Source organism: Streptomyces iconiensis, from assembly GCF_028657195.3.
Taxonomy (GTDB): domain Bacteria; phylum Actinomycetota; class Actinomycetes; order Streptomycetales; family Streptomycetaceae; genus Streptomyces; species Streptomyces iconiensis.
Map to the genome: position 1 here is coordinate 89,707 of NZ_JANCPR020000032.1, position 20,464 is coordinate 110,170.

Here is a 20,464-nt window from a genome sequence, read left to right on the forward strand (position 1 = left end):
ACGCGTCTCCGGTACGCGTCCTGTCCGGTACGCGTCCTCGGTACGCGTCCTGTCCGGTACGCGTCCTACTCGGTGAGGTGCCCGCCGTCCCGTGCCGCCTCCTGCATGGCGCGGCGCTCGTCGAGCACCGTCGACCAGGGGCGGCCGGCGGTGAGGGCCCCGTCGACGGTGAGGTTCTGCCCGTTGACGAACCGCGCGCCGTCACCGGCGAGGAACACCGCCGCTTCCGCGACGTCCTCGGCCCTGCCGACCTCAGGGCAGGGCTGCCACCGCGGCAGGAACCGCGCGAACAGCGGCTCGGCCTCGTCAGCGCCGTCCTCCGCCACCGGTGTCCCGTGGCCGGTGGCCTTGCGGTGGATGCCCGTGGCCACCGGCCCGGGCGAGACGGTATTGACCCGTATCCCCGACTCCCCCAGCTCGACGGCCGCACAGCGGGTGAGGTGGAGCAGGCCCGCCTTGGCGACGGAGTAGTCATGGCCGGAGAACCCGGCCCGCAGCCCCGAGACGCTCGCCACGTTGATGATGCTGCCGGAGCGGTGCGGCACCATGTGCCGGGACACCTCCTGCAGCAGGAGCAGCGGTGCCCGTACGTGCACGGCGTGTGCGTGGTCGAAGTCGGCGACCGGGAGGTCCGTTATCGACACGGCGTGGCCCGGCGTCCCCGCGTTGTTGACCAGGCAGTCGATCCGGCCGAACCTTCCGGCCGCACCGGCTACCAGCTCCCGCAGCTCGCCGTCGTCGGTGAGGTCGGCGCGGACGAAGGTGGCGCGGGGGCCGATACGGGCCGCCACGGCCTGTCCCTCGGCCGTCCGCCTGCCCGTGACGACGACCCGCGCGCCCTCCCGTGCGAAGGCGGCAGCGATCGCCGCTCCGATGCCGCTCGTCGATCCCGTCACGATCGCGGTCTTCCCCTGGAGCGCGCCCAGGGGCTGCGGTTGTCCCATGCCTGTTCTCCTCGGCTCCTCAGCGGTCGCGGTTCCGGTTCAGGACCTCACGGCATGGCGGGGCCCTGGTACTGCGGCGTGGCCGGCGCCCCTGCCCGCCGGCGCACCATCGTGGCGGCGTGCGCGACCGAGGCGAGCGTGGTGTGCCGGTGCCAGCCCGGGTAGGTCCGGCCCTCGAAGTCGCGTATCCCGACGGCGTCGGTGACTTCCGAGAAGTCCCGGTGGACCCGCCGGACGACCTTGGTGAGACGAACGAGCGTCTCGGCGGACGTATCGCCCAGGTTGGTCAGCCAGAAAGCCGTCGGGCGGGTCTGCAGGGGCTCCTGCTCGCTCAGCAGGAACAGGTACCGCAGCAGCAGCGTGCCCCGTGGCGTGCCGCTGTCGGCGGCGGGCAGGACCACCGGCACCACACCGGCGAGGCTTCGCCGCCGCAGTCCAAGGGCCGGGTCCACCCATTCGACGACGCGGTGCTGCCGGGCCGCACCCTCGCTCAGGTGCTCCGCCGACTGCGGTCCGCGCACGCTGCCGCGTACGCCCGTGCCGTCTCTCGGGATGACGGCGGTGGCGCCGCCGATCCGGGCGAGGAACGGCAGCCGCGCGGCGAGGAGAGCCGCGACGCCGACACCTTCCGTGTCCTCCCCGCAGTCGAGCACCACGGGGCGCTGGCTCAGGCCCCACTCGGGACCCGATATCTCGATCGCCGAGCAGGCGGCGCTGTGCGGGGGAGGCTCGGCCCGCGCTGTGTCCGGGATGCCCACCGCCCGGCGGCGCTCGGGGGCCTCCAGCCACTCCGACGGCAGGTGCAGCCGCCAGTGGACCGGCACGCTGCTCGTCTCGGAGGTGAGCCAGACGCCGTACGCCTCCTGGCAGTTGACGGGCCGGCGCTGGTGCGGGAAGCGCCGCTGCGTCACCCCCACCGAGTGGGAGCCGAACTTGGGGATCACCATGGGGCGTACCACCCAGATATCGGGGCGGACCAGGTCCTCGGCGTATCGCGCCAGGGCGACGCGGGGGTCGTTCCAGTGCCAGGGCGAGGAGCTGACGAAGTGCTGGAGGCTCTGCACGGCGGTCCGGTCCCCCGTGAGCGCGGCGATGTTGCGGATCGACTTGCGTCCCGGCGCCTCCAGCAGTCCGTAGACGTACTGCTGCGCTTTTCTGAGCTGGTCCCTGCGCCGCAGCTTCGCGAACACCGTGGAAATCAGCTCGCCGGTCTCGCTCCCCCGGGAGCTGTACACGGACCGCGCGTCTGTTGCTGTCATCCGCCCTCCCTCGCGTTATCCCCCTATTCGAATGATCGAGCAGCGGAACCGGTGAAACGCGTGCCAGCCCCGCGAGGGGACAGGAACCACAAGGACACAATTGTGCGATGCGGGTGGTGCACGCGGTACAGCGCATTCCGGCCTCGTTCGGGGGCACTGTCCGGCCCGGAACCCGGCCGTTCAGCCGGCGACCGGCACCCACACGGGCAGGAGGCCGGCGCAGGCCAGGAAGGTCGCCCGGCCGCCTATGCTCTCCTGGTACTCGCCGTCGTGCTCCAGCGGCAGTGGCTTGCCGTCCAGCCGTTCGACCACGATGTGCTCGCCCCTCCCGTACGTGGTGGCCGGATGGCCGAGATGCGCGCCGGTGCGGGTGAGTTCGGGCAGTTCGCGCACCGGCAGTCCGGCGCCCACGACGCAGATGTCGAGCAGCCCGTCGTCGAGGCGCGAGTGCGGGAGGACGAGGTACTGCCCGCCCCGGTACCGGCCTCCCCCGACGTTCGCCAACGTGGTGGGCCCCTCGTGGAGCACGTGGCCGTCCACGGTGACGCGACCGGGATACGGGGTGTAGGTCCCCGCGGTCTCGGCGTAGGCGCGCGCGTAGCGGCTCCGCCCGTGCAGCGGGAGGCGCCGTGCGGTGAGCAGCGCTTCGGCGATGACGCCCGCACACGCGCCGAGGAATACGAAGTTGCCGGACTCCCGCAGCTCGGCCAGATCGAGGCGGCGCCGCTCGGCGCCGCCCCGCGCGCCCTGGAGGACGGCGGAGAGCGCCGCTTCCCAGGGGCGGTCCTCCCACAGCATGCGGTAGCTCGAATTGCCCGTGCCCGACGGCACGATGGCGAGAGCGGCCCCGCCGCCTCCCGCGACGAGACCCTGCGCCACCTCGCGCACGGTGCCGTCACCGCCCACCGCGACGACGAGGTCGAACGGCGCCCGCGCGGTCCCGTCGCCGTGCACGGGCCGGCGCAGCGCCCGGCGTACGGCGGCCTCGGCGTCGTGCGGCCCTGTGGTGAGGTGCACCGCCACCCGTTCCAGGTGAGAGGCGCAGATTCTCTCGACGTCCCGCACCAGTTCGGAACTGTGGCTTCCGGACACCGGGTTCGCAACGATCAGGGCCCGCGTGGGCCCGGACGTCGTGGTACCGGCCATGGCTCGGACTCCTCGTGGTCGCGGTGGCGCCGGTCCGGCGCCACCCGGCGACGGCGGCGCCGACCCGGTGGTCGGGGAGAGCAGCGGAGAGGGCAGGATTCGAACCTGCGCGGGCCGAGACCCGACCGGCGGCGCAGCCACCAGGTCCCCGTTGGGCCACTTCGGGTACCTCTCCTCGCGGTGGGTGCGCCGGTCAGGGCTCCCGCTCGCGACATCAACCACGGTGCGGCCACCGGCTGACGCCGGTCTTACATACCGCTGACAGACCAGGACGGCGCTCTCCTGCCGCGCCGGGCCCAGCCGGTGCGGCAGGGGCGATTGACGGGACTATGTCAAGTTCGCATGCCCCGGGAACAGCCGCGCCAACTGCGCAGAACGCTGTCCGCACCAACGAACCTGACCAAGTTCCCGCGGTCGCGTAGGGCGCCCGTTCCCGCTGCCCCACGCTGGGGTGAGTCTCTAAGGGCTGTCCCGCGACCCCCGGCGGGCTCCCGACGCCAGCTACGGCCACTCACGGCGTTGGCGAAACATCCGAACAGACCCACTATGAGGACGCTTCGCTGCCTTGCGATTGACCGCATCTGACGCCGCTCGCTGATCCACCGGGGATTACGGGACAGCCCTTGGCGGGAGGCCAACGTGATCCGTTTCGAAATACTCGGAGACCTGCGAGTACGGACTTCTGGAGGTGTGCATGAGATCAACGGCACGGCAAAACGCCTCGTTCTGCAGGCTCTTCTGGTGAGCGAGGGCAACGCGGTGCCGCACGGCGCGCTGATCGAGGAGATATGGGGTGAGGGAATTCCCGATGGCGTAGCCAACGCTCTGCAGGCACATATCAGCAGAATCCGCAGGTGGCTCCGCGAGATATCGGGCAACAGCAGCGGCACCCAGCTGGTGAGCAGTCCGCACGGATACCAACTGGTGCTGGGCGAGGCCGAGCTGGATGCGAGCGTGTTCCAGGAGACGGTGGGCGCGGCCACGGCGCTGCGGGGCGAGGACCCGTCGAAGGCGGCACTGCTGCGTTCGGCGCTGTCGATGTGGCGCGGACCGCCCTTCGGCGGAAGCGACGGCGGGCCGCTGAGCGACGCCTCCGCCATCCGCTACGACGAGGTACGCCTGCGGGCACAGGAAGAACTCTTCGATACCGAGCTGAAGCTCGGCAGGCACGCGCAGGTGCTCAGCGAAATCCGTCAGGCCCAGGTGGAGAACCCCACCCGCGAGCACTTCTGCGCCCAGTTGATGTTCGCCCTCTACAGATCGGGGCGGCAGGCGGAGGCGCTGGGCGCCTATCACGCGACGCGCGAGTGCCTCAACGAAGACCTCGGTATCGACCCGACCCCGGAACTGCGCAAGCTCGAACAGTGCATTCTCCGGCAGTCACCCGAACTGGCCCCCACAGAACCCGAGTTGCCGCTGCCGCTGCCGCTGCGGGCCCAGCGGTAGCGCGGACCTCCGCGTACGGCCCGCGTACGGCCGCGTACGAGCCCACAGACGAACCATCCCGAGGGGAGCGCACATGCCCTGCATGAAAACCACGGACGGGACCTTCCTCTTCTACGAGGACTGGGGAGCGGGCGCCCCGGTCGTCCTCCTGCACGGCTGGGGAGTCTCCTGCGACATGTGGGAGTACCAGGTCCCGGCGCTGACAGAAGGCGGGCTCCGCTGCCTCGCCTACGACAGGCGGGGGTCCGGGCGCTCGGACCGGCCGGGCACCGGATACGACTACGACAGTCTCGCCGAGGACCTTTCCGAGCTGCTGCGCCATCTCGACCTGCGCGAGGTGACGCTGGTGTCCCACTCCATGGGCGGCGGAGAGGTGGTGCGGTACCTCGCCAAGCACGGGCAGGACCGCGTCGCCAGGGTGGCTCTGATCAGCCCCACGCTGCCCTTCCTGCTGCGGACCGGTGACAATCCCGACGGCGTGGACGGCGGCACCCTGGAGCACATCGTCGACGCGCTGCGTGCCGACAGGCCCGGGTTCCTCGCCGGCATGGCCGCCGGCGCTCTCGGCACGGAACTGCCGGGCACCTCGGTCTCGGACGCCATGGTCCAGTGGGCCATGGGGCTGTTCCACTCGGGCTCGGCCCAGGCGGCGCACGCGTGCCTGCGTACGCACTGGGAGTCGGACCTCCGTGCCGACCTGGCGGCCCTGTCCGTACCCACGCTGATCGTGCACGGCACCCACGACGCGCTGGTACCGGCGGAGCACACGTCACTGCGGCTGCCGGGGGCCATCCCCGACGCCGAACTGAGGATGTACGAGAACGCGTCGCACTGGCTGTTCGTGACGCACAAGGAGCGGCTCAACGCGGACCTGCTGGCCTTCTGCGGCGCCTCATCCGGCTCATCCGGCGCCTGACGCCGCGCGGTCGGCAGCGCGCCGGCCACCGGGGCCCGCGGCGTGGGTACGCCGCGGGCCCCGGTGTCCCCGCTCCCCTTCGCCGATGCTTCAGGGGGTGCTCTACGCGGCATCCAGCTCCGCCAGCACCCGCACGCCCGCTGACAGCGCCTCCGTGTCGTCGGGGCTTTCGAGTATCCCGAAGAACGCCTCGACGACCGCCGAGCGCAGGGCCTCGATGTCCGGGGTTTCCGGGGCAACCGGCCGCGCCGGAGTTCCGGTGACGGTCGTCAGCGTGTCAGCGGTGGATTCGGACATGGCATGACCTCCCTGTCGTGAGCTGTCGGACCTCTCCCCTGAGCTGCCGGACCTCAAAGGGCCTCCCGGGGCTCCAGAAGGCAGCGGGCCTCAGAAGGCGTTGGCGGCCCGGAAGATATGCGCGAAAGCACCGAGATCGGCGGGCCCCTGGAAGCCCGCGTACTCGGGGAGCACCACCTGCGGCGCCCACTTCTCCTTGTAGGACAGCTGTGTCCGCGCGGGGTAGACGGCCTCTCCGTGCTCCCACAGGTAGCGCATGAACCACCGGAACGCGGGGCTGTGCCCGGGGAGTTCGTACTCCTCCGACAGGCCGGTGAACGGCGTGAAGCCGAAGTGCAGCCAGCCCACGCCCTCGTCCTGGAAGACGCTGATCGCTGTCGCGTTGACGGCCTCCATGACGCCGGGAAACCCCTCGGGCACCCGGCGGCTGAGGTCGTGCATCCATCCGGACCGTGTGCCGTAGACAGGCGAGTAGGAGATGTAGCCCACCGGCTCCCCCTCGACGCTGCCGACGAACAGCCGCCGGGTGCGCCTGCGCAGGGCCGCCGGTCTGGCCCACCAGGAATTCCAGCGGGCGCGCGTGCTCGCCCTTGGACCCGAGCCACGCGGTGTCGATGCGGCGCACCGCCGCGGCGCACTCCTCCAGCGGCGCCTCCCGTACGGTCAGCCCGGCACGGAAGGCCCGCGAGATCTTGTTGCGCAACCGCATGAAGCGGGTGCCACGCATGCTGTGCGCGTTCAGCCCGACGGCGTACGAGGCGCCGATCTGGTTGACCGTGAACCCACTGCGTGCGTAGAACGCCGCGTCGTGGGGCGCGAGTTGGACGCTCACCACCGTGCGGCCCTGCTCCCGCGCATGGGCGAGGAACCGCCTCAGCAGCTCCGTCCGGTGCCCGGCAGGCGCGAACGGGCCGCCGAACTGCACCAGGAAGCGCCCCGAGCGGCGGTACACGATCACTCCCTCAAGTCCCGGTGCCGTGAATGCGGAACTCTCCTCATTCATCGCCAGAAAGGAACTCGGGTTGTCCGCCTGATGGTAACTGCTGATCGCTCGCAGAACATTCGCGGAGTCGGCCATCATTTCCTCCAGCGATTCCTCTCGGCATCGGAAGGACGGGCGATTCGCATTAGAGCATCCAACTGCCGGGCCGGCAAGCGCAACAGCGGAATCCGCACGCGTCCAGTCATTTGTCAGGGGTCGGTAAGTGCGCGGTCAGCAAAGGGGCCGAGAATTGCTGACCGCTACCGTGCCTGTGATTTCGGGAGGAGCGGTTCCGGCATGCATGGAGAGGGCTTTGAGGATTCGGCTCCTGAGCACACGCGCGTGCCGGAACCCGCGCTGGGCGAGCTGGCCGGCTGGGCGTCCCAGGTGCGCCCCGAGGCCGTCCCGGAGCGCGTGCTGTCCCTGGCGGCGAGCCAGGTGCTGTCCCAGGCGGCGGCCATCAGGACCGGCGCCGGCCACGAGCTGGGCAGGCGGATGACGCGTGCTTTCGGACCGCCGCTGCAGAGCGACACGTGCCGTTCCGCCGCGGTGCTGGCCGGGCTCGGCTCCTGGCTCAACCTCGACGACACGGCGTACGCCGGGCATCTGTCCAACTCCACCGTCGCGGTGCCCCTGGCGTACGCGTACGCCCACCGGCTCGACGGCCTGAGCCTGCTGACGGCGGTGGTCGTCGCCAACGAGTGCGCCGCCAGGGTCACCGCGTCCGCGACCCTGGGGCCGCTGCGCGGGCAGAGCGCCGTGCACACGCACCTGGTGGGCGCGACGGCCGCCCGGCTGCACTGCGAACAGGCGTCGGGCACGGTGTGGCGGGACGCGCTGGGCCTGGCGCTCGGCATGCCCAACTGGCCGCTGATGCGGGCCTTTCTGGCCAGCGACGCCCGCCTGCTCAACGCCCTGACTCCGGTCCGTACGGCGATGGACGCCTGCGACGCCGCGTACGCCGGGCTCCACGGCGCCCCCGACCTCGTCGAGCACCCGGACGGCTTCCTCGCGCGGTTCGCCGACGTACCCCTCCCGGAGGCGGTGACCGCCGGCCTGGGGAGGCGCTGGCACACGGAGACCCTGTCCTTCAAGATGCACCCGGGCGGGCCCGGCGTCGACGCGGCCGTCGACTGCGCCGCCCGCATCCACGACGAGGTGCTGGCGCGCCCGGACGCCGGGCAGCCGGAGGAGGTCGTCGTCGAGGCGTCGCTCTACACGCTCTTCGCCGGCCAGAAGGCGGCACCCTATGTGACCGGCCCCGGATCGCCCCAGGGCGCGCTCGTGCTGGACACCCCGTACGCGGTGGCGGTCACCCTGCTCAACGGGCGGTTCACCCCGGACGACCTCGCCTCCCCGGCCCTCGACGAGCCCCGGCGCTGGGACCTCGCCAAACGCGTACGCCTGACGCACGACCCGGCGATGACCCGCGATCTGCTGTGCTCCGAGGCGCCGTTCGGGGAGGCACTGCGGCAGGCGGGCAGCGCCGCTGAGCCGTGGCTGCGCTCCTTCGGCGGTGACGCGCTCGTCCGGCAGGCCGCCGCCCAGGAGCGGTCCGTACGCGGGGACTTCCGCCGGGCCGAGAAGGCCACAGGGGCCAGGGTCACCGTGCTGATGGCCGACGGCCGCACCGTGGTCAGGGAACAGCGGGTGCCCGAGGGCGGCGCGGGACCCGACACCCGCATGCGGCACGCGCGGCTGGTCCGGCAGAAGTTCCGGGCTCTCGGTGGTCCGGCGTGGGTGGCCGGCCAGGCGCCGCGTATGCACCGGATGTCAGCGCGTGAACTGCGTCAGTGGATCGAAGCAGCGCTCGGGAACGACCCGTACGGAGCGGCCCCGTGACCGTCCTTCCGGTCAGATGGGTGTCAGCGGCGGGTCAGATACCCGCAGCACGGTATTGCGTGTCAACGCAGCAGCGGCACAGGCGAATCAGCAGGCGAACACGAGGGGTATCGATGGAATATCCACGAGAAACCGCGAGGGACGCCGCACCGTCCGCCGGAGAACCGCGCCCGGACGGCGGCAACGGCGAAGTCCCGGAATCCGGGAAGCCGCCGCGCAGTTACCAGTCGTACGTCGGCGGCCAGGATCTGCCGAATGACGCCTGGGTCTATACGGTCGACTCCCACGCGCTTCTTGAGGATGTTTTCACGGGCGTGCAGCTCAAACGGAAACTGGAGCGTGACCCGGATTCGGAGGCCGCCGGCCATCCGTATGTCGCGGGGCGCGTCGCGGTCGCCAGTGACGAGGAGAACCGGCGGGCTCTGGAGGCCGCGGCGAAGGCGGCCCCCGAGTGGGCCGCGACCCCCCTGGACGAACGGATGCGGCTGGGCGGCCTGTTCCGGGAGACGCTTGAGGCCCACCGTCAGGAACTCCTCGATCTGCTCGTCGCCGAGGCACACCCCGTCAGGCTCGCCCGCTGGGAACTGAGCTGCCTGGCACAGGTGTTCAGCCGCGAGAGCTGCCGCTGGTACCGCGACTGCATGCGCACGGAGTTCGCGCACGCGGGGCGGGACCTCATCGTGCGCAGGCAGCCCGACGGGGTCGTCTGCCTCAACCCGCCGCAGAACGCCCCCGCGCCGAGCGCGGCGCTGGCCGTCCTCGCCCTGATGGCGGGCAACTCCGTGGTCGTCAGGGCGCCCCGCAGCATCGCTCTGAGCACCATGTACGTACTGCGCGACCTGGTCGCGCCGCTGCTGGAGGAACTGGCCGCGCCCCCGGGCACCCTGAACGCGGTGTGCGGCGGCGCCGGCCGCACCCTGGACCACTGGGTGCGCAGCCCGCTCGTGGACGACATCTTCTACATCGGCGGCAGCGAGGAAGGACTCCGGCTTCAGGAGCGGTGCGTCGTCGCGGGCAAGAAGCCCATCCTCGAACTCGCGGGCAACGACACCATCGTCGTCTGGGAGGACGCCGACCTGCCGCTCGCCGCGGAAGCCCTCACCGAGGCGTTCTACGGCTCCGGGCAGATCTGCATGGTGCCGAACACGGTGCTCGCGCACCCCGCCGTCGCCGACCCCCTCATCTCCCTGGTGCGCGAGAAGGCGCGGCGGATCCGCCCCGGCCTCCCCTCCGACGAAGGGGTGCTGCTCTCCCCCGTGCGGCGCAGCGAGCGGTTCTTCCGGCTGCTGGAGCAGGCGCTCGGGGAGGGCGCGCAGCTGGCCTGCGGGGGCCGCCGCACGGAGGCGGACGGTACGCCGTCGGAGACCGGCGTCTTCCTGGAGCCGACGGTGCTGCGGATCGACGGCCTGGCGCGGGCACGCCGCACGGACGCGGTGAAGCGGGAGACCTTCTTCCCGCTGCTGCCCGTCGTCGTGGTCGAGTCGGCGGAGTCGGCCGAACTGCTGGCCACGTGCCTCGACTTCGTCAACTCCAACGCCTACGGGCTGCGCAACTCGCTGTGGGCGCGCTCCCCCGACGTGATCGGCCAGTTCGTGCACCGGACCACCAACGGCGGCCTGCTGAAGGTCAACGATTCCCACATCGGATTCCTGCCGTATCTGCCCAGCCACGGCGGAACCGGCCTGACCGGCGGAGTCTTCGGCGAGGCCAACTACCCGATGCTCAAGACCTCCCACTTGCAGGGCGTGAGCATCAGCGGCGGGACCAGCCCGTACCGCGAGGTCTTCGGCGACTGACCCCGACTCCCCCGCCCCTTCCGCTTCCGCGCGACCCGGAGGAAACCCACCATGCGCTCCCTCGAATCCGCCCGAGCCACCTGCGACCGCGTCCTGCCCGGCCTCTGCAAGGCGCTGGCCGACATCCCCTTCGCCGACCGCGAGGCCCCCGGCAGCCCCGTCATCGGCCTGTTCCGCGAGCACGGGGGCCCCGGACTGCTGATCCCCACCGGGTACGGCGGCCACGGCGCCGACCCGGTCGAGGCGGTGCGGGTGACGCGGGCCCTCGGCTCGTACTCTCCGTCCCTGGCGGTGGGCACCGCGATGCACCACTTCACCGCGGCCATGCTCTTCTCGCTCGCCGCGACGGCGGACCGGCTCACCGGGGCGCAGCGCGAGGTGCTCGCGGGCATCGCGCCCCGCAAGCAACTGATGGCCTCCGGATGGGCCGAGGGCCGCACCGGGCAGAACATCCTGCGCCCCGCCGTGACCGCCGTACCGGCGCCCGACGGCGGATTTCTGCTCAGCGGCGCCAAGAAGCCCTGCAGCCTGTCCCGTTCCATGGACCTGCTGACCGCCAGCACCGCGGTACCGGATGCCGACGGCGCCCCGTCGCTCGCCCTCGCGCTGGTCCCCGCCGACTCGCCCGGCATCACCGTGCACCCGTTCTGGGCCAACGACGTGCTGACCGGCACGGAGAGCAACGAGGTGCGGCTCACGGACGTACACGTCGACGCCGATCTGGTCGTCCGCACCACCCAGGACGACCCCACCCGGCTCGACGATCTGCAGACGGGCGGGTTCGTCTGGTTCGAAATGATCATCTCGGCGTGCTACGCGGGAGCCGCGGCTGCCCTGGTCGACGAGGTCCTCTCGCGCGAGCGCGGCAGCGTCACCGACCGCGCGGCGCTCGCGGTCAGCTCCGAGTCCGCCTACGCGCTGCTGGAGGGCACGGCACGGGCCGTACGCGACGGGCTGGACGGCGACGAGGCGGTGGCCGCCGTGCTGGTCGCCCGGTTCGCCGCACAGGACACCATGGCCGCCGCTGCCGACCAGGCGCTGGAGCTGCTGGGCGGCATCGACTTCATCAGCTCGCCCGACAACGCCCGGCTCGCCCGTTCCGTACGGCCGCTGGCGTTCCACCCTCCGTCCCGTACGTCCACGGCCGAGCCGCTGCTCGGCTATTTCACCGGCGGCCCGCTGCACCTGTCCTGAAGGGCCCGACGAGGGAGACACCATGACCACCATCACCGAGTCGGGGCCCGGCACGGAGGAGGCAGTACTCTCCCGCTACCGCGCCCACCTCAGCAAGGGACGTGCGACGCTCGCCGAACTCTTCGGCTGCCATATGGAGGTGGCCTCCCAGGGGTCCTGGCTGGAGACCAGCGACGGGGAGCGCTTCCTCAACGCGGGCGGGTACGGGGCACTGCTCATGGGCGCCCGCCATCCGACGGTGATGGCCGAGGTACGGCGGCAGCTCGACCTCCACCCCACCTCCACCCGCATCCTGCTGGAGCCCACCGTCGCCGAGGCCGCCGAGGCCCTGGTCGCCACTCTCCCCGCCGGGCTGGACCGCGTGCACTTCGCGCTCTCCGGCGCCGAGGCCGTCGAGACCGGGCTCAAGCTGGCCCGCGCCAACGGCAGGGACCGCGTCGTCTCGATGACAGGCGGCTACCACGGAAAGACGCTGGGCGCGCTCTCCGCCACCGTCAAGGAGGTCTACCAGCGGCCCTTCCGCCCACTCCTCCCCGACGTCACGCACCTGCCGTACGGGGACGCGGAAGCGCTGGAAAGCGAACTGGCTGAACACCCCGGCCGGTGCGCGGTCATCCTGGAGCCGGTGCAGGGCGAGGGCGGCGTCGTCATCCCGCCCCGCGGCTATCTGCCACGCGTGCGCGAGCTGGTCTCGGCGTACGGCGGTCTGCTGATCCTCGACGAGGTGCAGACCGGCATGGGGCGGCTCGGCGAATGGTGGGGCGCCGACCTCGCGGGCATCACCCCCGACATCATGCTCGCCGGGAAGTCCCTGGGCGGCGGCGTCCTCCCGGTGTCCGCCGCCGTCGCCTCCGGGCAGGTCTTCAAGCCGTTCGACCGGGACCCGTACGTGCACACCGGGACGTTCTCCGGGCAGCCGCTGCTGATGGCCGCCGTCCGGGGCGCGGTGCGCGCCGTCCAGGAGGAGCGGCTCACCACCCGCGCCATGGAACTGGGCGGCCTGCTGCTGCCCCGCATACGCGAGATCGCCGAACGCACCATCCCCGACCTGCTGGTGGGCGTGCGCGGCCAGGGGCTGCTCATCGGCGTCGAGCTGACCGAAGGCGGGCTGGCGGGCGAACTGCTCATCGAACTCTTCAACCACGGAGTCGTGGCGAACCACTCGATGAACGGCAACACCGTGGTCAGGTTCACACCTGCTGCGGTGCTCACCGACACCGAGGCTGAGCACCTCCTCGACTCCTTCAGCAGGGCCTGCCGCGACCTGGTCGCCAAGCGGGCCACGATGCCGCACGACCTGGGATGAGGACGCATGCGCCACCTGGAACTGGAAGCCCTGATACACGGCGAACGCGCCGAGCGCGTCTTCGAGAACGTGCTGAGGTGGGACCGCTATCCCGGCCTCGCCCCGCACGTGAGGAGCACGACGGTGCACCGCACGCTCCCTGACACCCGCGGAAGTTCGAGCTGGGAGCTGTACTTCCGCAGCGGCCTGCTGCGATGGACGGAGGACGAGGTCTTCGACCGCGAGGCGCTGACGATCTCCTACGAGCAGTCCGAGGGCGACTTCGAGGAGTTCTCCGGCGGATGGCTGCTCCAGCGGCCCGGGGAGACCGGCCGCGGTGACGACGCCGTGGCGCTGAACTTCACCTGCCGATTCGACTTCGGCGTCGACAGCCTGGCCGGGATCCTCGACCCGATCGCCGAGCGAGTGATCAAGGAGACCGTGGCCTGGGCCGTCACCGGCATGTTCGAGAACGTCACACTGCGCACGGAAACCGGCACCCGGCTGACCGCAGCGGATGCCGTCGGCACCGGGGAGGGCTGAGCCGCATGGACCAGCACAATTTCTTCGAGACACCCACCACCGCGAAACTGCACCGCGCCGAGTACGTCGTGGCGTTCGCGCTCACCACCGGCCTCGCCGTCGCGCACTACGACGAGATCCGCTGGCTGCCCGCGCTCGGCCTCTTCCTCTACATCGACGTGGTCGGCTACCTGCCCGGTGCCCTCGCGTACCGGCGCAGCCGCACCAAGCAGCTCCCGAAGGTGTACTACGTCCTGTACAACACCATGCACAGCCTCATCACGCAGGGCGCCGTCGTAGCGCTGTGGTGCTGGCTGATCGGGCCGGAGTGGGCGCTGCTGGCGGTTCCGTGGCATCTGTTCGGCGACCGCGGGCTGTTCGGGAACTTCCTCAAGCCGTACGGACAGCCCTTCGAGCCCGTCAGGGACCCCCGCTTCAGTCAGCTCCTGCGGGAGACCGAAGCGCGCGCACACGGACGCCTCGCCCCCGACCCGCTGCCCCCCACGGAGCTTCCGGACGAGAAGGACGGAACCGAGGGGGGCGAGGGAGACGAGGGGAACGAGGGGAACGAGAAAGACGCAGCCACGTACGGCACGCACGGCGTACGGCTCGGCGATGCGGAACTGACCGCCGCTGACCCGGGGGCCGGGCGGTGAGCGCTTCCACGGCGGTCGGCCACCCGCCGGGCCGCACCGCACACCGGGACCGGGACCGGGAGAGGACCGTCCTGCGCTCCCTCGCGTCCGGGGTGGCGGTGCTGACCGCCGCGCACGGGGAGCAGGTGCACGGCACCACGGTCTCGACCCTCACCGCCGTGTCGCGCAGCCCGCTCATGGTCGGCGCCTGTCTGCGCCCCGGCTCGGTCCTGGCCGACCTGGCCAGGGCCGGGGGCCGCTTCGCCGTGAACGTCCTCAGCGCGGACCAGTCGGAGCTGGCCCGGCGCTTCGCCGACCCCACGCGGACCACGGGCGCCGGGCAGTTCGACGGCTGCGACTGGTTCTGCGGCCCCGCGCCAGCCGTGGGCGGCGCCCCGCTGTTCGCCGGAGCGATCGCGCATCTGTCGTGCCGGCTGAGCAGTTGGGTGCCGGTGGGCGACCACGAGGTGCTGCTCGGCCTGGTCACAGGCGCTTCCGGCAACGGGGGCGCGCCACTGCTCAGTTACGAGGGAGAACTGCACGTGCCGGTGCTCAGGGCACCGCAGGAAGAGGAGGAACCGGCCCGATGACACCCCAGACCCCAGCCGTATCCGTCTCCCCCGAAGCCGGCTTCGACACCGCGCCGGGACTGCTGGACGGAGCCAAGGCCCTGGACCTCTCGGTCGACCGGTGCGATCTGGCGTACTGGTTCACCGAGGTGGCACAGGGCACCCTGCGCGGCCGTGCCGTCAGCGGGCACACCCCCGACGCGCAAGTCCCGGACTTCATGCGGGAGCCAGGACCGCTGCGCGAGGCGCTCGTGCTGGAGCTCGGCTACCGTTCGGTCGCCGAGGAACTCGCCACCCGGTTGCTCGCACACTACGTGGACCGGGCCCCCGGGGTGCCGGAGATGGAGTTCTACGCGACGCAGTTGGTCGACGAGGCCCGGCACGCACGGGTCTTCCGCCGGCACCTGGCCGAACTGGGCATGCCCGAGCGGACCTTGGTCTCCGACATCGCCCGGATGTCCGCCGACTACCGCAGGCGGGTGCTGGAGCCGGTCGCGCGCTTCACCCTCGACATCATCCGTGACCAGGGCGACTTCGCCGGCGGTGTCGCCGTGTTCACGATCGTCATCGAGGGGGTGCTGGCGCCGGCGGCCGAACTCAGCGAACGCAAGTGGGACCGGCTCGACCCGGCCGCCGGGGAGCTGTCCCGCACCGCCGCCATCGACGAGATCCGGCACCTGGCCGTAGGCAGCTCCCTCCTCCGCGATCACCTCGTCGCCCACCCCGGGTACCGGCCCCGGCTGCTGGAGATCCTGCGGGCCGGGCGGAAGCTGTGGGATGAGGTCCCCGACCGCGAGTTCGTCCTCCACCGCGAGGAGCTGTTCCAGCGCGGCATGGAGCAGCACGCCGACGCCGTCGGCGACTACGAGGTGTGGCCCGGCCGGAGGATGCTGGACACCACACCCGAGGAGCGCTACGACACCGCCGAGCGCTGGACGGACGAGATGGCTGAGGTACGGCTGGCCCAGATGGGCCTGGAGGAGGCCGTCGGTCTGGTCTCGGGGAAGAGCTGAGAGGCGGCCGGATGAGCAGCGCAGGCCCGGGCGCACGGGAAGCACTGGAGACACGGGAGAGCCACCGCACCGGCTGCGGCCACACCGCGGTGGTCGCCGGCGTGGGCGGCTGGGTCCCTCCCCGCGTCGTCACCAACCACGACCTCAGCGCCCGGCTCGACACCTCGGACGAATGGATCCGCAGCCGTACGGGCATCGCGCGGCGGCACGTCATCGCGCGCGACGGCGCTACCTCGGACCTCGCGGTGGAGGCCGGACGCCTCGCACTGAAGTCCTCGGGTACGGCCGAGGCGGACGCCGTGGTGCTGGCCACCACCACACCGGACCACCCCTGCCCCGCCACGGCGCCGGAGGTGGCGCACAGGCTGGGCCTCGGCGGCGCGGCGGCGTTCGACGTCGCCGCCGTGTGCACGGGCTTCCTCTACGCGCTCGCCACGGGACAGGGGCTCATCGCGGCGGGCTCGGCCGAACGCGTCCTGGTCATCGGGGCCGATGCGTTCACCACCCTCGTCGATCCCCAGGACCGGAGCACCGCCGTGATCTTCGCGGACGGCGCGGGCGCCGTCGTCCTGCGGACCGGCGACCCGGCCGGGGACGGCGCGCTGGGCCGGGTGTTCCTGGGCAGCGACGGCAGCAGGTCCGGACTCATCCAGGTGCCCGGCGGCGGCTCGCGGCAGCGCGCGAAGGACCGGAGCGCCGTGGGCGGGGACTGCTATTTCCGGATGCACGGGCAGGAGACGTTCCGCCAGGCGGTCGACCGGATGGCCACCGCCTCCAGGGACGCCGTCGGCTCGGCGGGCTGGCGGCTGCGCGACGTGGACCGCGTCGTCGCACACCAGGCCAACGCCCGCATCCTCGGCGCTCTCGCCGACGAGTTGGACGTACCGCCCGGGCGGATGCTGTCCAACATCGAGCATGTGGGGAACACGGGCGCTGCCAGCGTCCCCCTGCTGTTGCACGAAGCGCATGCCCAGGGCCGCCTTGAGGCCGGGAACCGGCTGCTGCTCACCGCCTTCGGCGGCGGTCTGGCCTGGGGCGCGACCACCTTGGTATGGCCCCGGCTCGGCCACTGACCCGCCGCCGGGGCCACCACGCAAGGCCCGGAGACCACGCGGAACGGAAGGACGGCTCGTGTTCGACACTCTGAAAGACCTGCTTGTCAGCAAGCTCAAGGTGGCTCCCGAACAGATCACGCGGGACGCCACGGCGGAGGACATCGATCTGGACTCGCTCGCCCTCGTCGAGCTGTCCCTGGTGCTGCAGAAGGAGTTGGGCATCGAGATCACCGAGGACGAGCTGACCGAGACGGAAACCGTAGGCGACATCGTGCGGCTGATGAACGTCCGCGCCGCGTCGGCGCGATGACCGGCCGCGCGGTGGCCGTGACCGGCCTGGGCCTGGTCACCCCGGCCGGTGTGGGCGTCGCGGAGAACTGGGAGGCCGTGCTCGCCGGCCGCCCCACAGCCGCCGACGATCCCGCGCTGGCCGGGAACCCGGTGCGCATCTCCTGCCGCGTGCCGGACTTCGACGCCGGGGAACTGCTCGGGCCCCGGCGGGCCCACCGCCTGGACCCCTTCGTACAGTTCGCGCTCGTCGCGGCACGGGAGGCGCTCGCGGACTCCGGGCTCGACCCGGCCACCTGGAACGGCGCGCGCGTCGGCACGGTGTTCGGCACCGCCGACGGAGGCCCCGGCACCGTGGAGGCACAGCACCGCGTCCAGATCGAGGAGGGCGGAAGCCGGGTCTCACCCCTCCTGCTCCCCATGCAACTGCCCAACATGCTCGCGGGGCAGGTGGCGATCGAGTACGGGGCCACCGGCCCGAACCTCGTCACCGCCACCGCGTGCGCCTCGGGGACCACGGCGCTCGGGGTCGCCGCCGACCTGCTGGCCCTCGACCGCTGCGACACCGTACTGGCGGGCGGCGCCGAGGCCATGATCACCCCGCTGGTGATGTCGGGCTTCGCGCAAATGGGCGCGCTCTCCCTGCGCGAGGACGCTCCCGAGTCGGCCTCGCGCCCGTTCGACCGCGACCGGGACGGATTCGTCGCGGGGGAAGGCGCCGGCGTGCTGATACTGGAGCGCGCCGCCGACGCCCGTGCCCGGGGAGCCGTGCCGTACGGAACGATCCTGGGCCACGGCGCCTCAGCCGACGCCCACCACATCACCAAGCCTCCGCCAGGCGCCGACGGCACGGAGGCCGCCGTACGCGCCGCGCTCGCCGACGCCGACCTGGCACCCCGCGAGATCGCGCACGTCAACGCGCACGGAACCGCCACGCCGCTGAACGACCTGGCGGAGGGCCGGATGCTGGAACGCGTACTGCCGCACCGGCCGCCCGTCACCTCGACCAAGGGGGTCACGGGGCACCTGCTCGGCGCCGCGGGCGCGGTCGAGGCGGCATACACGCTGCTCGCCCTGAAAGCCCGTCAGGCACCGCCGACGGCGAACCTCTCGCGGCTCGATCCGGAGCTGGACATCGAGGTCCCAGCGGCACCCGTGCCCCTGCCCGACGGCCCCGCACTGAGCAATTCCTTCGGCTTCGGCGGCCAGAACGCGGTCCTCGTACTCTCCCCACCGTGACCGGATACGACCGGTTCCGTTCCCCGGCACCCGCTGGCAGGCTGGTGCCCCTGTTGTCCATGCCCCCGGCCCCTGAGGAGCCGTCATATGCCGGACACGACGGGCAGTTCCGAAGCGCCGACCCCGGCCGACCTGCTGTCCCAGATGCCGTTCGCCGTACGCCTGGGCGTGCAGCTGCAGACGGCCCAGCCCCAAGAGACCGTCGCCACCCTCACCTGGACGGAGGACCTGTGCACCGCCGGCGGCGCGCTGCACGGCGGCGCGCTGATGTCGCTGGGCGACACGGCCGGCGCCGTCTGCGCCTTCCTGAACCTCCCGCCGGGCGCCGGGACCACCACGGTCGAGTCAAAGACGAACTTCCTGCGCGCCGTACGCTCCGGCTCCGTACGGGCGATCTCCCGGCCGCTTCACGCGGGCTCGACCCTCGTCGTCGTGCAGACCAGCCTCTCCGACGACAAGGACCGCCTCGTGGGCCAGATGACCCAGAGCCAACTGGTCCTTCCAGCCCCCACCCCCGACTGACCGATCCCGTTACCCCCACCAACCGCAGCCCCGGACACGGACCGACACCACCCACCCCGCTCGACCTCGCAGTGAGGGTGACTCGTTCAATACGCAACCCATCGAGAAGGCACGCGTGGAGGCCGAGACCGACACACCACAGCGGCGCCAAAGCTCGCGTACCGCCAACTCGATGATCACGAACGTGCGGGTGCCGTCTTGCAACCTGATCCTCACCCGTGCCCGGGCAGGGATCAGCACTGCATTCCCACATTCTCACGCGGTTCCCCGACGATGCCGATGCCGTCCAGGGCGTCGCCGAGCGCGGCCCGCGCGGCGGCTGCCGGGTGGTCGGTGGGGACGGTCCAGCGGTAGCCCACGATGCCGCGCCCAACGCGATCCGCCCACGCAACATGCGTTCGCCATGTCCGGCGCGGGCCGGTGGCCAAGGGCGTTGGCGACGAACATCGGCCTCCGCTTCCGTGAACGAGCCCGGAGAGAATGCCTCTCAGCCTTCGGCTACACGCTTGGGAACGCCGTCTTTGTTGGTGCGGTAAACGCGGCGACCGTTCTCATCGATCTTCTCGTTGACTTCGTGGTCGAGGCCGATTCGGTTCATCTCGGCGGGTGCCGTCAAGCAAAGGAATACGTCGGCGAGTTCGTCGCCGACGTCGGGCAGGTCCTTGCGCCTCCTCGCGGTTGTCGAGTTGCCCGGTGACAGCAGCGAGCCGACGCCCTCGCCACCCTCGATCGGCACCTCGGCGAAACCGACGACGCGTAGCCCCCGGACACGACAACGCCCTGCCAACTGGCGGGGCATCGTCGTGCTGTGCGTACTGACCGTCGCCCCACGCCCCGCAGAGCCCGCGCCGCCTTCCGGCCCTCCACCACCGGGACCCGCCCGTGCGCCCTCCCGCTCAACCCCCCAGCGCCGTAGCGTCAGAAGACCGGACTGAGAGCAGCAGGAGGACGACATGGGCGGCAAGCACGCGGGCGACACGGATGACCAGCCATGGGAGCCTCCGCCAGAACCGCCAAGCCCCGACGGGTCCCGGCCTGAAGGGGACGGCGACCAGTGACCCTCACCCAGCGGCCTGACCCTGCCGCCAGAACCTGGACCGACACGCTCACCGCCCTGCCCCGAGCTGCGTTCCTGCCCGACCGGATGTGGCCGTGGGACATGACCACCCGCACCAGCATCCACGTCGACCGGCGCACCGATCCCGACCTGTGGCAGCAGTGGGCCGAAGCGGACGCGCCGATCGTCACCCAGTGGGACGACGGACACCACGCGGGCCCGGAGCCCGGCACCGTGCCGACATCGTCGTCGTCGATGCCCCACGTCGTCGCCGGCATGCTCGCCGACCTCGACGCCCAACCCGGCATGCGCGTGCTGGAGATCGGCACCGGCGTGCGACACGAGGTCGCACATTGCAAGTAGACACGATAAGGAGGTTGGCTCTCTGAAGTAGCCAATATCGCTGTCTCAGGTCAGTGCTCAAGACCTGTCCCCACCTCGGCGTGCGTCGTGAGTA

At 71.6% G+C, this 20,464-nt stretch carries 22 protein-coding genes, 1 tRNA gene and 1 pseudogene; 15 read left to right on the forward strand and 9 right to left on the reverse strand.

Annotated features, from left to right (window positions below):
- Positions 1-65 precede the first annotated feature (65 nt).
- The 4 genes from NMN56_RS28380 to NMN56_RS28395 all read right to left on the reverse strand — a co-directional run bounded on the left by NMN56_RS28380 (position 66) and on the right by NMN56_RS28395 (position 3,524).
- Positions 66-944 (reverse strand): SDR family NAD(P)-dependent oxidoreductase, encoded by an 879-nt coding sequence (locus tag NMN56_RS28380; protein ID WP_274046489.1) that lies wholly within the window; start codon positions 942-944, stop codon positions 66-68.
- A 47-nt stretch (positions 945-991) separates the two neighbouring features.
- The gene (locus tag NMN56_RS28385; protein ID WP_274046490.1) at positions 992-2,203 is read right to left on the reverse strand and encodes an IS701 family transposase; all 1,212 of its coding nucleotides are present in this window, start codon (positions 2,201-2,203) and stop codon (positions 992-994) included.
- Positions 2,204-2,383: 180 nt separating this feature from the next.
- The gene (locus NMN56_RS28390) at positions 2,384-3,349 is read right to left on the reverse strand and encodes a diacylglycerol/lipid kinase family protein (protein WP_274046491.1); all 966 of its coding nucleotides are present in this window, start codon (positions 3,347-3,349) and stop codon (positions 2,384-2,386) included.
- Between the two features lie 84 nt (positions 3,350-3,433).
- Positions 3,434-3,524 (reverse strand) — tRNA-Arg (locus tag NMN56_RS28395).
- 515 nt (positions 3,525-4,039) lie between these two features.
- Here NMN56_RS28395 and NMN56_RS28400 point away from each other — a divergent pair.
- Together NMN56_RS28400 and NMN56_RS28405 are read left to right on the forward strand one after the other, a co-directional pair.
- Positions 4,040-4,795: an AfsR/SARP family transcriptional regulator gene (locus NMN56_RS28400; protein WP_274046492.1), complete on the forward strand. Its 756-nt coding sequence runs from the start codon at positions 4,040-4,042 to the stop codon at positions 4,793-4,795.
- Between the two features lie 73 nt (positions 4,796-4,868).
- Complete coding sequence (locus tag NMN56_RS28405) at positions 4,869-5,711, forward strand: alpha/beta fold hydrolase (RefSeq protein WP_274046493.1); 843 nt, start codon at positions 4,869-4,871, stop codon at positions 5,709-5,711.
- A gap of 102 nt (positions 5,712-5,813) precedes the next feature.
- On the opposite strand, the gene NMN56_RS28410 is transcribed toward NMN56_RS28405, so the two are convergent.
- The 3 genes and pseudogenes from NMN56_RS28410 to NMN56_RS43105 all read right to left on the reverse strand — a co-directional run.
- Complete coding sequence (locus tag NMN56_RS28410) at positions 5,814-6,008, reverse strand: hypothetical protein (protein WP_274046494.1); 195 nt, start codon at positions 6,006-6,008, stop codon at positions 5,814-5,816.
- A gap of 90 nt (positions 6,009-6,098) precedes the next feature.
- The gene (locus NMN56_RS43100) at positions 6,099-6,497 is read right to left on the reverse strand and encodes a phosphatidylglycerol lysyltransferase domain-containing protein (RefSeq protein WP_347178676.1); all 399 of its coding nucleotides are present in this window, start codon (positions 6,495-6,497) and stop codon (positions 6,099-6,101) included.
- A 124-nt stretch (positions 6,498-6,621) separates the two neighbouring features.
- Positions 6,622-7,089 (reverse strand): annotated as a pseudogene (locus NMN56_RS43105) (phosphatidylglycerol lysyltransferase domain-containing protein); the annotation flags it as partial.
- Between the two features lie 198 nt (positions 7,090-7,287).
- Between NMN56_RS43105 and NMN56_RS28420 the strand changes: the two are divergent.
- The 12 genes from NMN56_RS28420 (at position 7,288) to NMN56_RS28475 (ending at position 18,950) form a co-directional block, all read left to right on the forward strand.
- Complete coding sequence (locus tag NMN56_RS28420) at positions 7,288-8,832, forward strand: MmgE/PrpD family protein (protein ID WP_274046496.1); 1,545 nt, start codon at positions 7,288-7,290, stop codon at positions 8,830-8,832.
- A gap of 113 nt (positions 8,833-8,945) precedes the next feature.
- Positions 8,946-10,628, forward strand: coding sequence for an aldehyde dehydrogenase family protein (locus tag NMN56_RS28425; protein ID WP_274046497.1), 1,683 nt, complete (start codon positions 8,946-8,948; stop codon positions 10,626-10,628).
- Positions 10,629-10,679: 51 nt separating this feature from the next.
- The gene (locus NMN56_RS28430) at positions 10,680-11,822 is read left to right on the forward strand and encodes an acyl-CoA dehydrogenase family protein (protein ID WP_274046498.1); all 1,143 of its coding nucleotides are present in this window, start codon (positions 10,680-10,682) and stop codon (positions 11,820-11,822) included.
- A 22-nt stretch (positions 11,823-11,844) separates the two neighbouring features.
- Entirely contained in the window at positions 11,845-13,128 is a 1,284-nt protein-coding gene (locus NMN56_RS28435) for an aspartate aminotransferase family protein (protein WP_274046499.1), read from the forward strand.
- 6 nt (positions 13,129-13,134) lie between these two features.
- Positions 13,135-13,650 carry a type II toxin-antitoxin system RatA family toxin gene (locus tag NMN56_RS28440; protein WP_274046500.1) on the forward strand — a complete coding sequence of 172 codons (516 nt, stop codon included), beginning with the start codon at positions 13,135-13,137 and terminating at the stop codon, positions 13,648-13,650.
- Positions 13,651-13,655: 5 nt separating this feature from the next.
- A complete protein-coding gene (locus NMN56_RS28445; protein WP_274046501.1) occupies positions 13,656-14,285 on the forward strand; it encodes a hypothetical protein in 630 nt (209 codons plus the stop codon).
- Positions 14,282-14,854: a flavin reductase family protein gene (locus NMN56_RS28450; RefSeq protein ID WP_274046502.1), complete on the forward strand. Its 573-nt coding sequence runs from the start codon at positions 14,282-14,284 to the stop codon at positions 14,852-14,854. Before NMN56_RS28445 ends, NMN56_RS28450 begins: the two co-directional genes overlap by 4 nt.
- Positions 14,851-15,846: a ferritin family protein gene (locus NMN56_RS28455; protein WP_274046503.1), complete on the forward strand. Its 996-nt coding sequence runs from the start codon at positions 14,851-14,853 to the stop codon at positions 15,844-15,846. The genes NMN56_RS28450 and NMN56_RS28455 overlap by 4 nt, the downstream gene beginning before the upstream one ends.
- A gap of 11 nt (positions 15,847-15,857) precedes the next feature.
- Positions 15,858-16,919, forward strand: coding sequence for a beta-ketoacyl-ACP synthase III (locus NMN56_RS28460; protein ID WP_274046504.1), 1,062 nt, complete (start codon positions 15,858-15,860; stop codon positions 16,917-16,919).
- 58 nt (positions 16,920-16,977) lie between these two features.
- Entirely contained in the window at positions 16,978-17,211 is a 234-nt protein-coding gene (locus NMN56_RS28465) for an acyl carrier protein (RefSeq protein ID WP_274046505.1), read from the forward strand.
- A complete protein-coding gene (locus NMN56_RS28470; protein ID WP_274046506.1) occupies positions 17,208-18,428 on the forward strand; it encodes a beta-ketoacyl-[acyl-carrier-protein] synthase family protein in 1,221 nt (406 codons plus the stop codon). The genes NMN56_RS28465 and NMN56_RS28470 overlap by 4 nt, the downstream gene beginning before the upstream one ends.
- Before the next feature lie 87 nt (positions 18,429-18,515).
- Positions 18,516-18,950, forward strand: a complete 435-nt coding sequence (locus NMN56_RS28475) for a PaaI family thioesterase (protein ID WP_274046507.1) — start codon at positions 18,516-18,518, stop codon at positions 18,948-18,950.
- A gap of 233 nt (positions 18,951-19,183) precedes the next feature.
- Here the strand turns inward: NMN56_RS28475 and NMN56_RS28480 are convergent, their stop codons facing one another.
- Both NMN56_RS28480 and NMN56_RS28485 read right to left on the reverse strand, forming a co-directional pair.
- The gene (locus NMN56_RS28480) at positions 19,184-19,309 is read right to left on the reverse strand and encodes a hypothetical protein (RefSeq protein ID WP_274046508.1); all 126 of its coding nucleotides are present in this window, start codon (positions 19,307-19,309) and stop codon (positions 19,184-19,186) included.
- 128 nt (positions 19,310-19,437) lie between these two features.
- Complete coding sequence (locus tag NMN56_RS28485; protein ID WP_274046509.1) at positions 19,438-19,749, reverse strand: nucleoside triphosphate pyrophosphohydrolase family protein; 312 nt, start codon at positions 19,747-19,749, stop codon at positions 19,438-19,440.
- Positions 19,750-20,004: 255 nt separating this feature from the next.
- On the opposite strand from NMN56_RS28485, the gene NMN56_RS28490 reads away from it, so the two are divergent.
- Positions 20,005-20,370: a methyltransferase domain-containing protein gene (locus tag NMN56_RS28490; protein ID WP_347178677.1), complete on the forward strand. Its 366-nt coding sequence runs from the start codon at positions 20,005-20,007 to the stop codon at positions 20,368-20,370.
- Positions 20,371-20,464 lie beyond the last annotated feature (94 nt).

Bases quoted from the DNA above. Each gene is read 5' to 3' on its own strand.
- NMN56_RS28380 (WP_274046489.1), bottom strand. From the start codon at position 944: ATGGGACAACCGCAGCCCCTGGGCGCGCTCCAGGGGAAGACCGCGATC.
- NMN56_RS28385 (WP_274046490.1), bottom strand. From the start codon at position 2,203: ATGACAGCAACAGACGCGCGGTCCGTGTACAGCTCCCGGGGGAGCGAG.
- NMN56_RS28390 (WP_274046491.1), bottom strand. From the start codon at position 3,349: ATGGCCGGTACCACGACGTCCGGGCCCACGCGGGCCCTGATCGTTGCG.
- NMN56_RS28405 (WP_274046493.1), top strand. From the start codon at position 4,869: ATGCCCTGCATGAAAACCACGGACGGGACCTTCCTCTTCTACGAGGAC.
- NMN56_RS28410 (WP_274046494.1), bottom strand. From the start codon at position 6,008: ATGTCCGAATCCACCGCTGACACGCTGACGACCGTCACCGGAACTCCG.
- NMN56_RS28420 (WP_274046496.1), top strand. From the start codon at position 7,288: ATGCATGGAGAGGGCTTTGAGGATTCGGCTCCTGAGCACACGCGCGTG.
- NMN56_RS28425 (WP_274046497.1), top strand. From the start codon at position 8,946: ATGGAATATCCACGAGAAACCGCGAGGGACGCCGCACCGTCCGCCGGA.
- NMN56_RS28430 (WP_274046498.1), top strand. From the start codon at position 10,680: ATGCGCTCCCTCGAATCCGCCCGAGCCACCTGCGACCGCGTCCTGCCC.
- NMN56_RS28435 (WP_274046499.1), top strand. From the start codon at position 11,845: ATGACCACCATCACCGAGTCGGGGCCCGGCACGGAGGAGGCAGTACTC.
- NMN56_RS28440 (WP_274046500.1), top strand. From the start codon at position 13,135: ATGCGCCACCTGGAACTGGAAGCCCTGATACACGGCGAACGCGCCGAG.
- NMN56_RS28445 (WP_274046501.1), top strand. From the start codon at position 13,656: ATGGACCAGCACAATTTCTTCGAGACACCCACCACCGCGAAACTGCAC.
- NMN56_RS28455 (WP_274046503.1), top strand. From the start codon at position 14,851: ATGACACCCCAGACCCCAGCCGTATCCGTCTCCCCCGAAGCCGGCTTC.
- NMN56_RS28460 (WP_274046504.1), top strand. From the start codon at position 15,858: ATGAGCAGCGCAGGCCCGGGCGCACGGGAAGCACTGGAGACACGGGAG.
- NMN56_RS28470 (WP_274046506.1), top strand. From the start codon at position 17,208: ATGACCGGCCGCGCGGTGGCCGTGACCGGCCTGGGCCTGGTCACCCCG.
- NMN56_RS28475 (WP_274046507.1), top strand. From the start codon at position 18,516: ATGCCGGACACGACGGGCAGTTCCGAAGCGCCGACCCCGGCCGACCTG.
- NMN56_RS28485 (WP_274046509.1), bottom strand. From the start codon at position 19,749: ATGCCCCGCCAGTTGGCAGGGCGTTGTCGTGTCCGGGGGCTACGCGTC.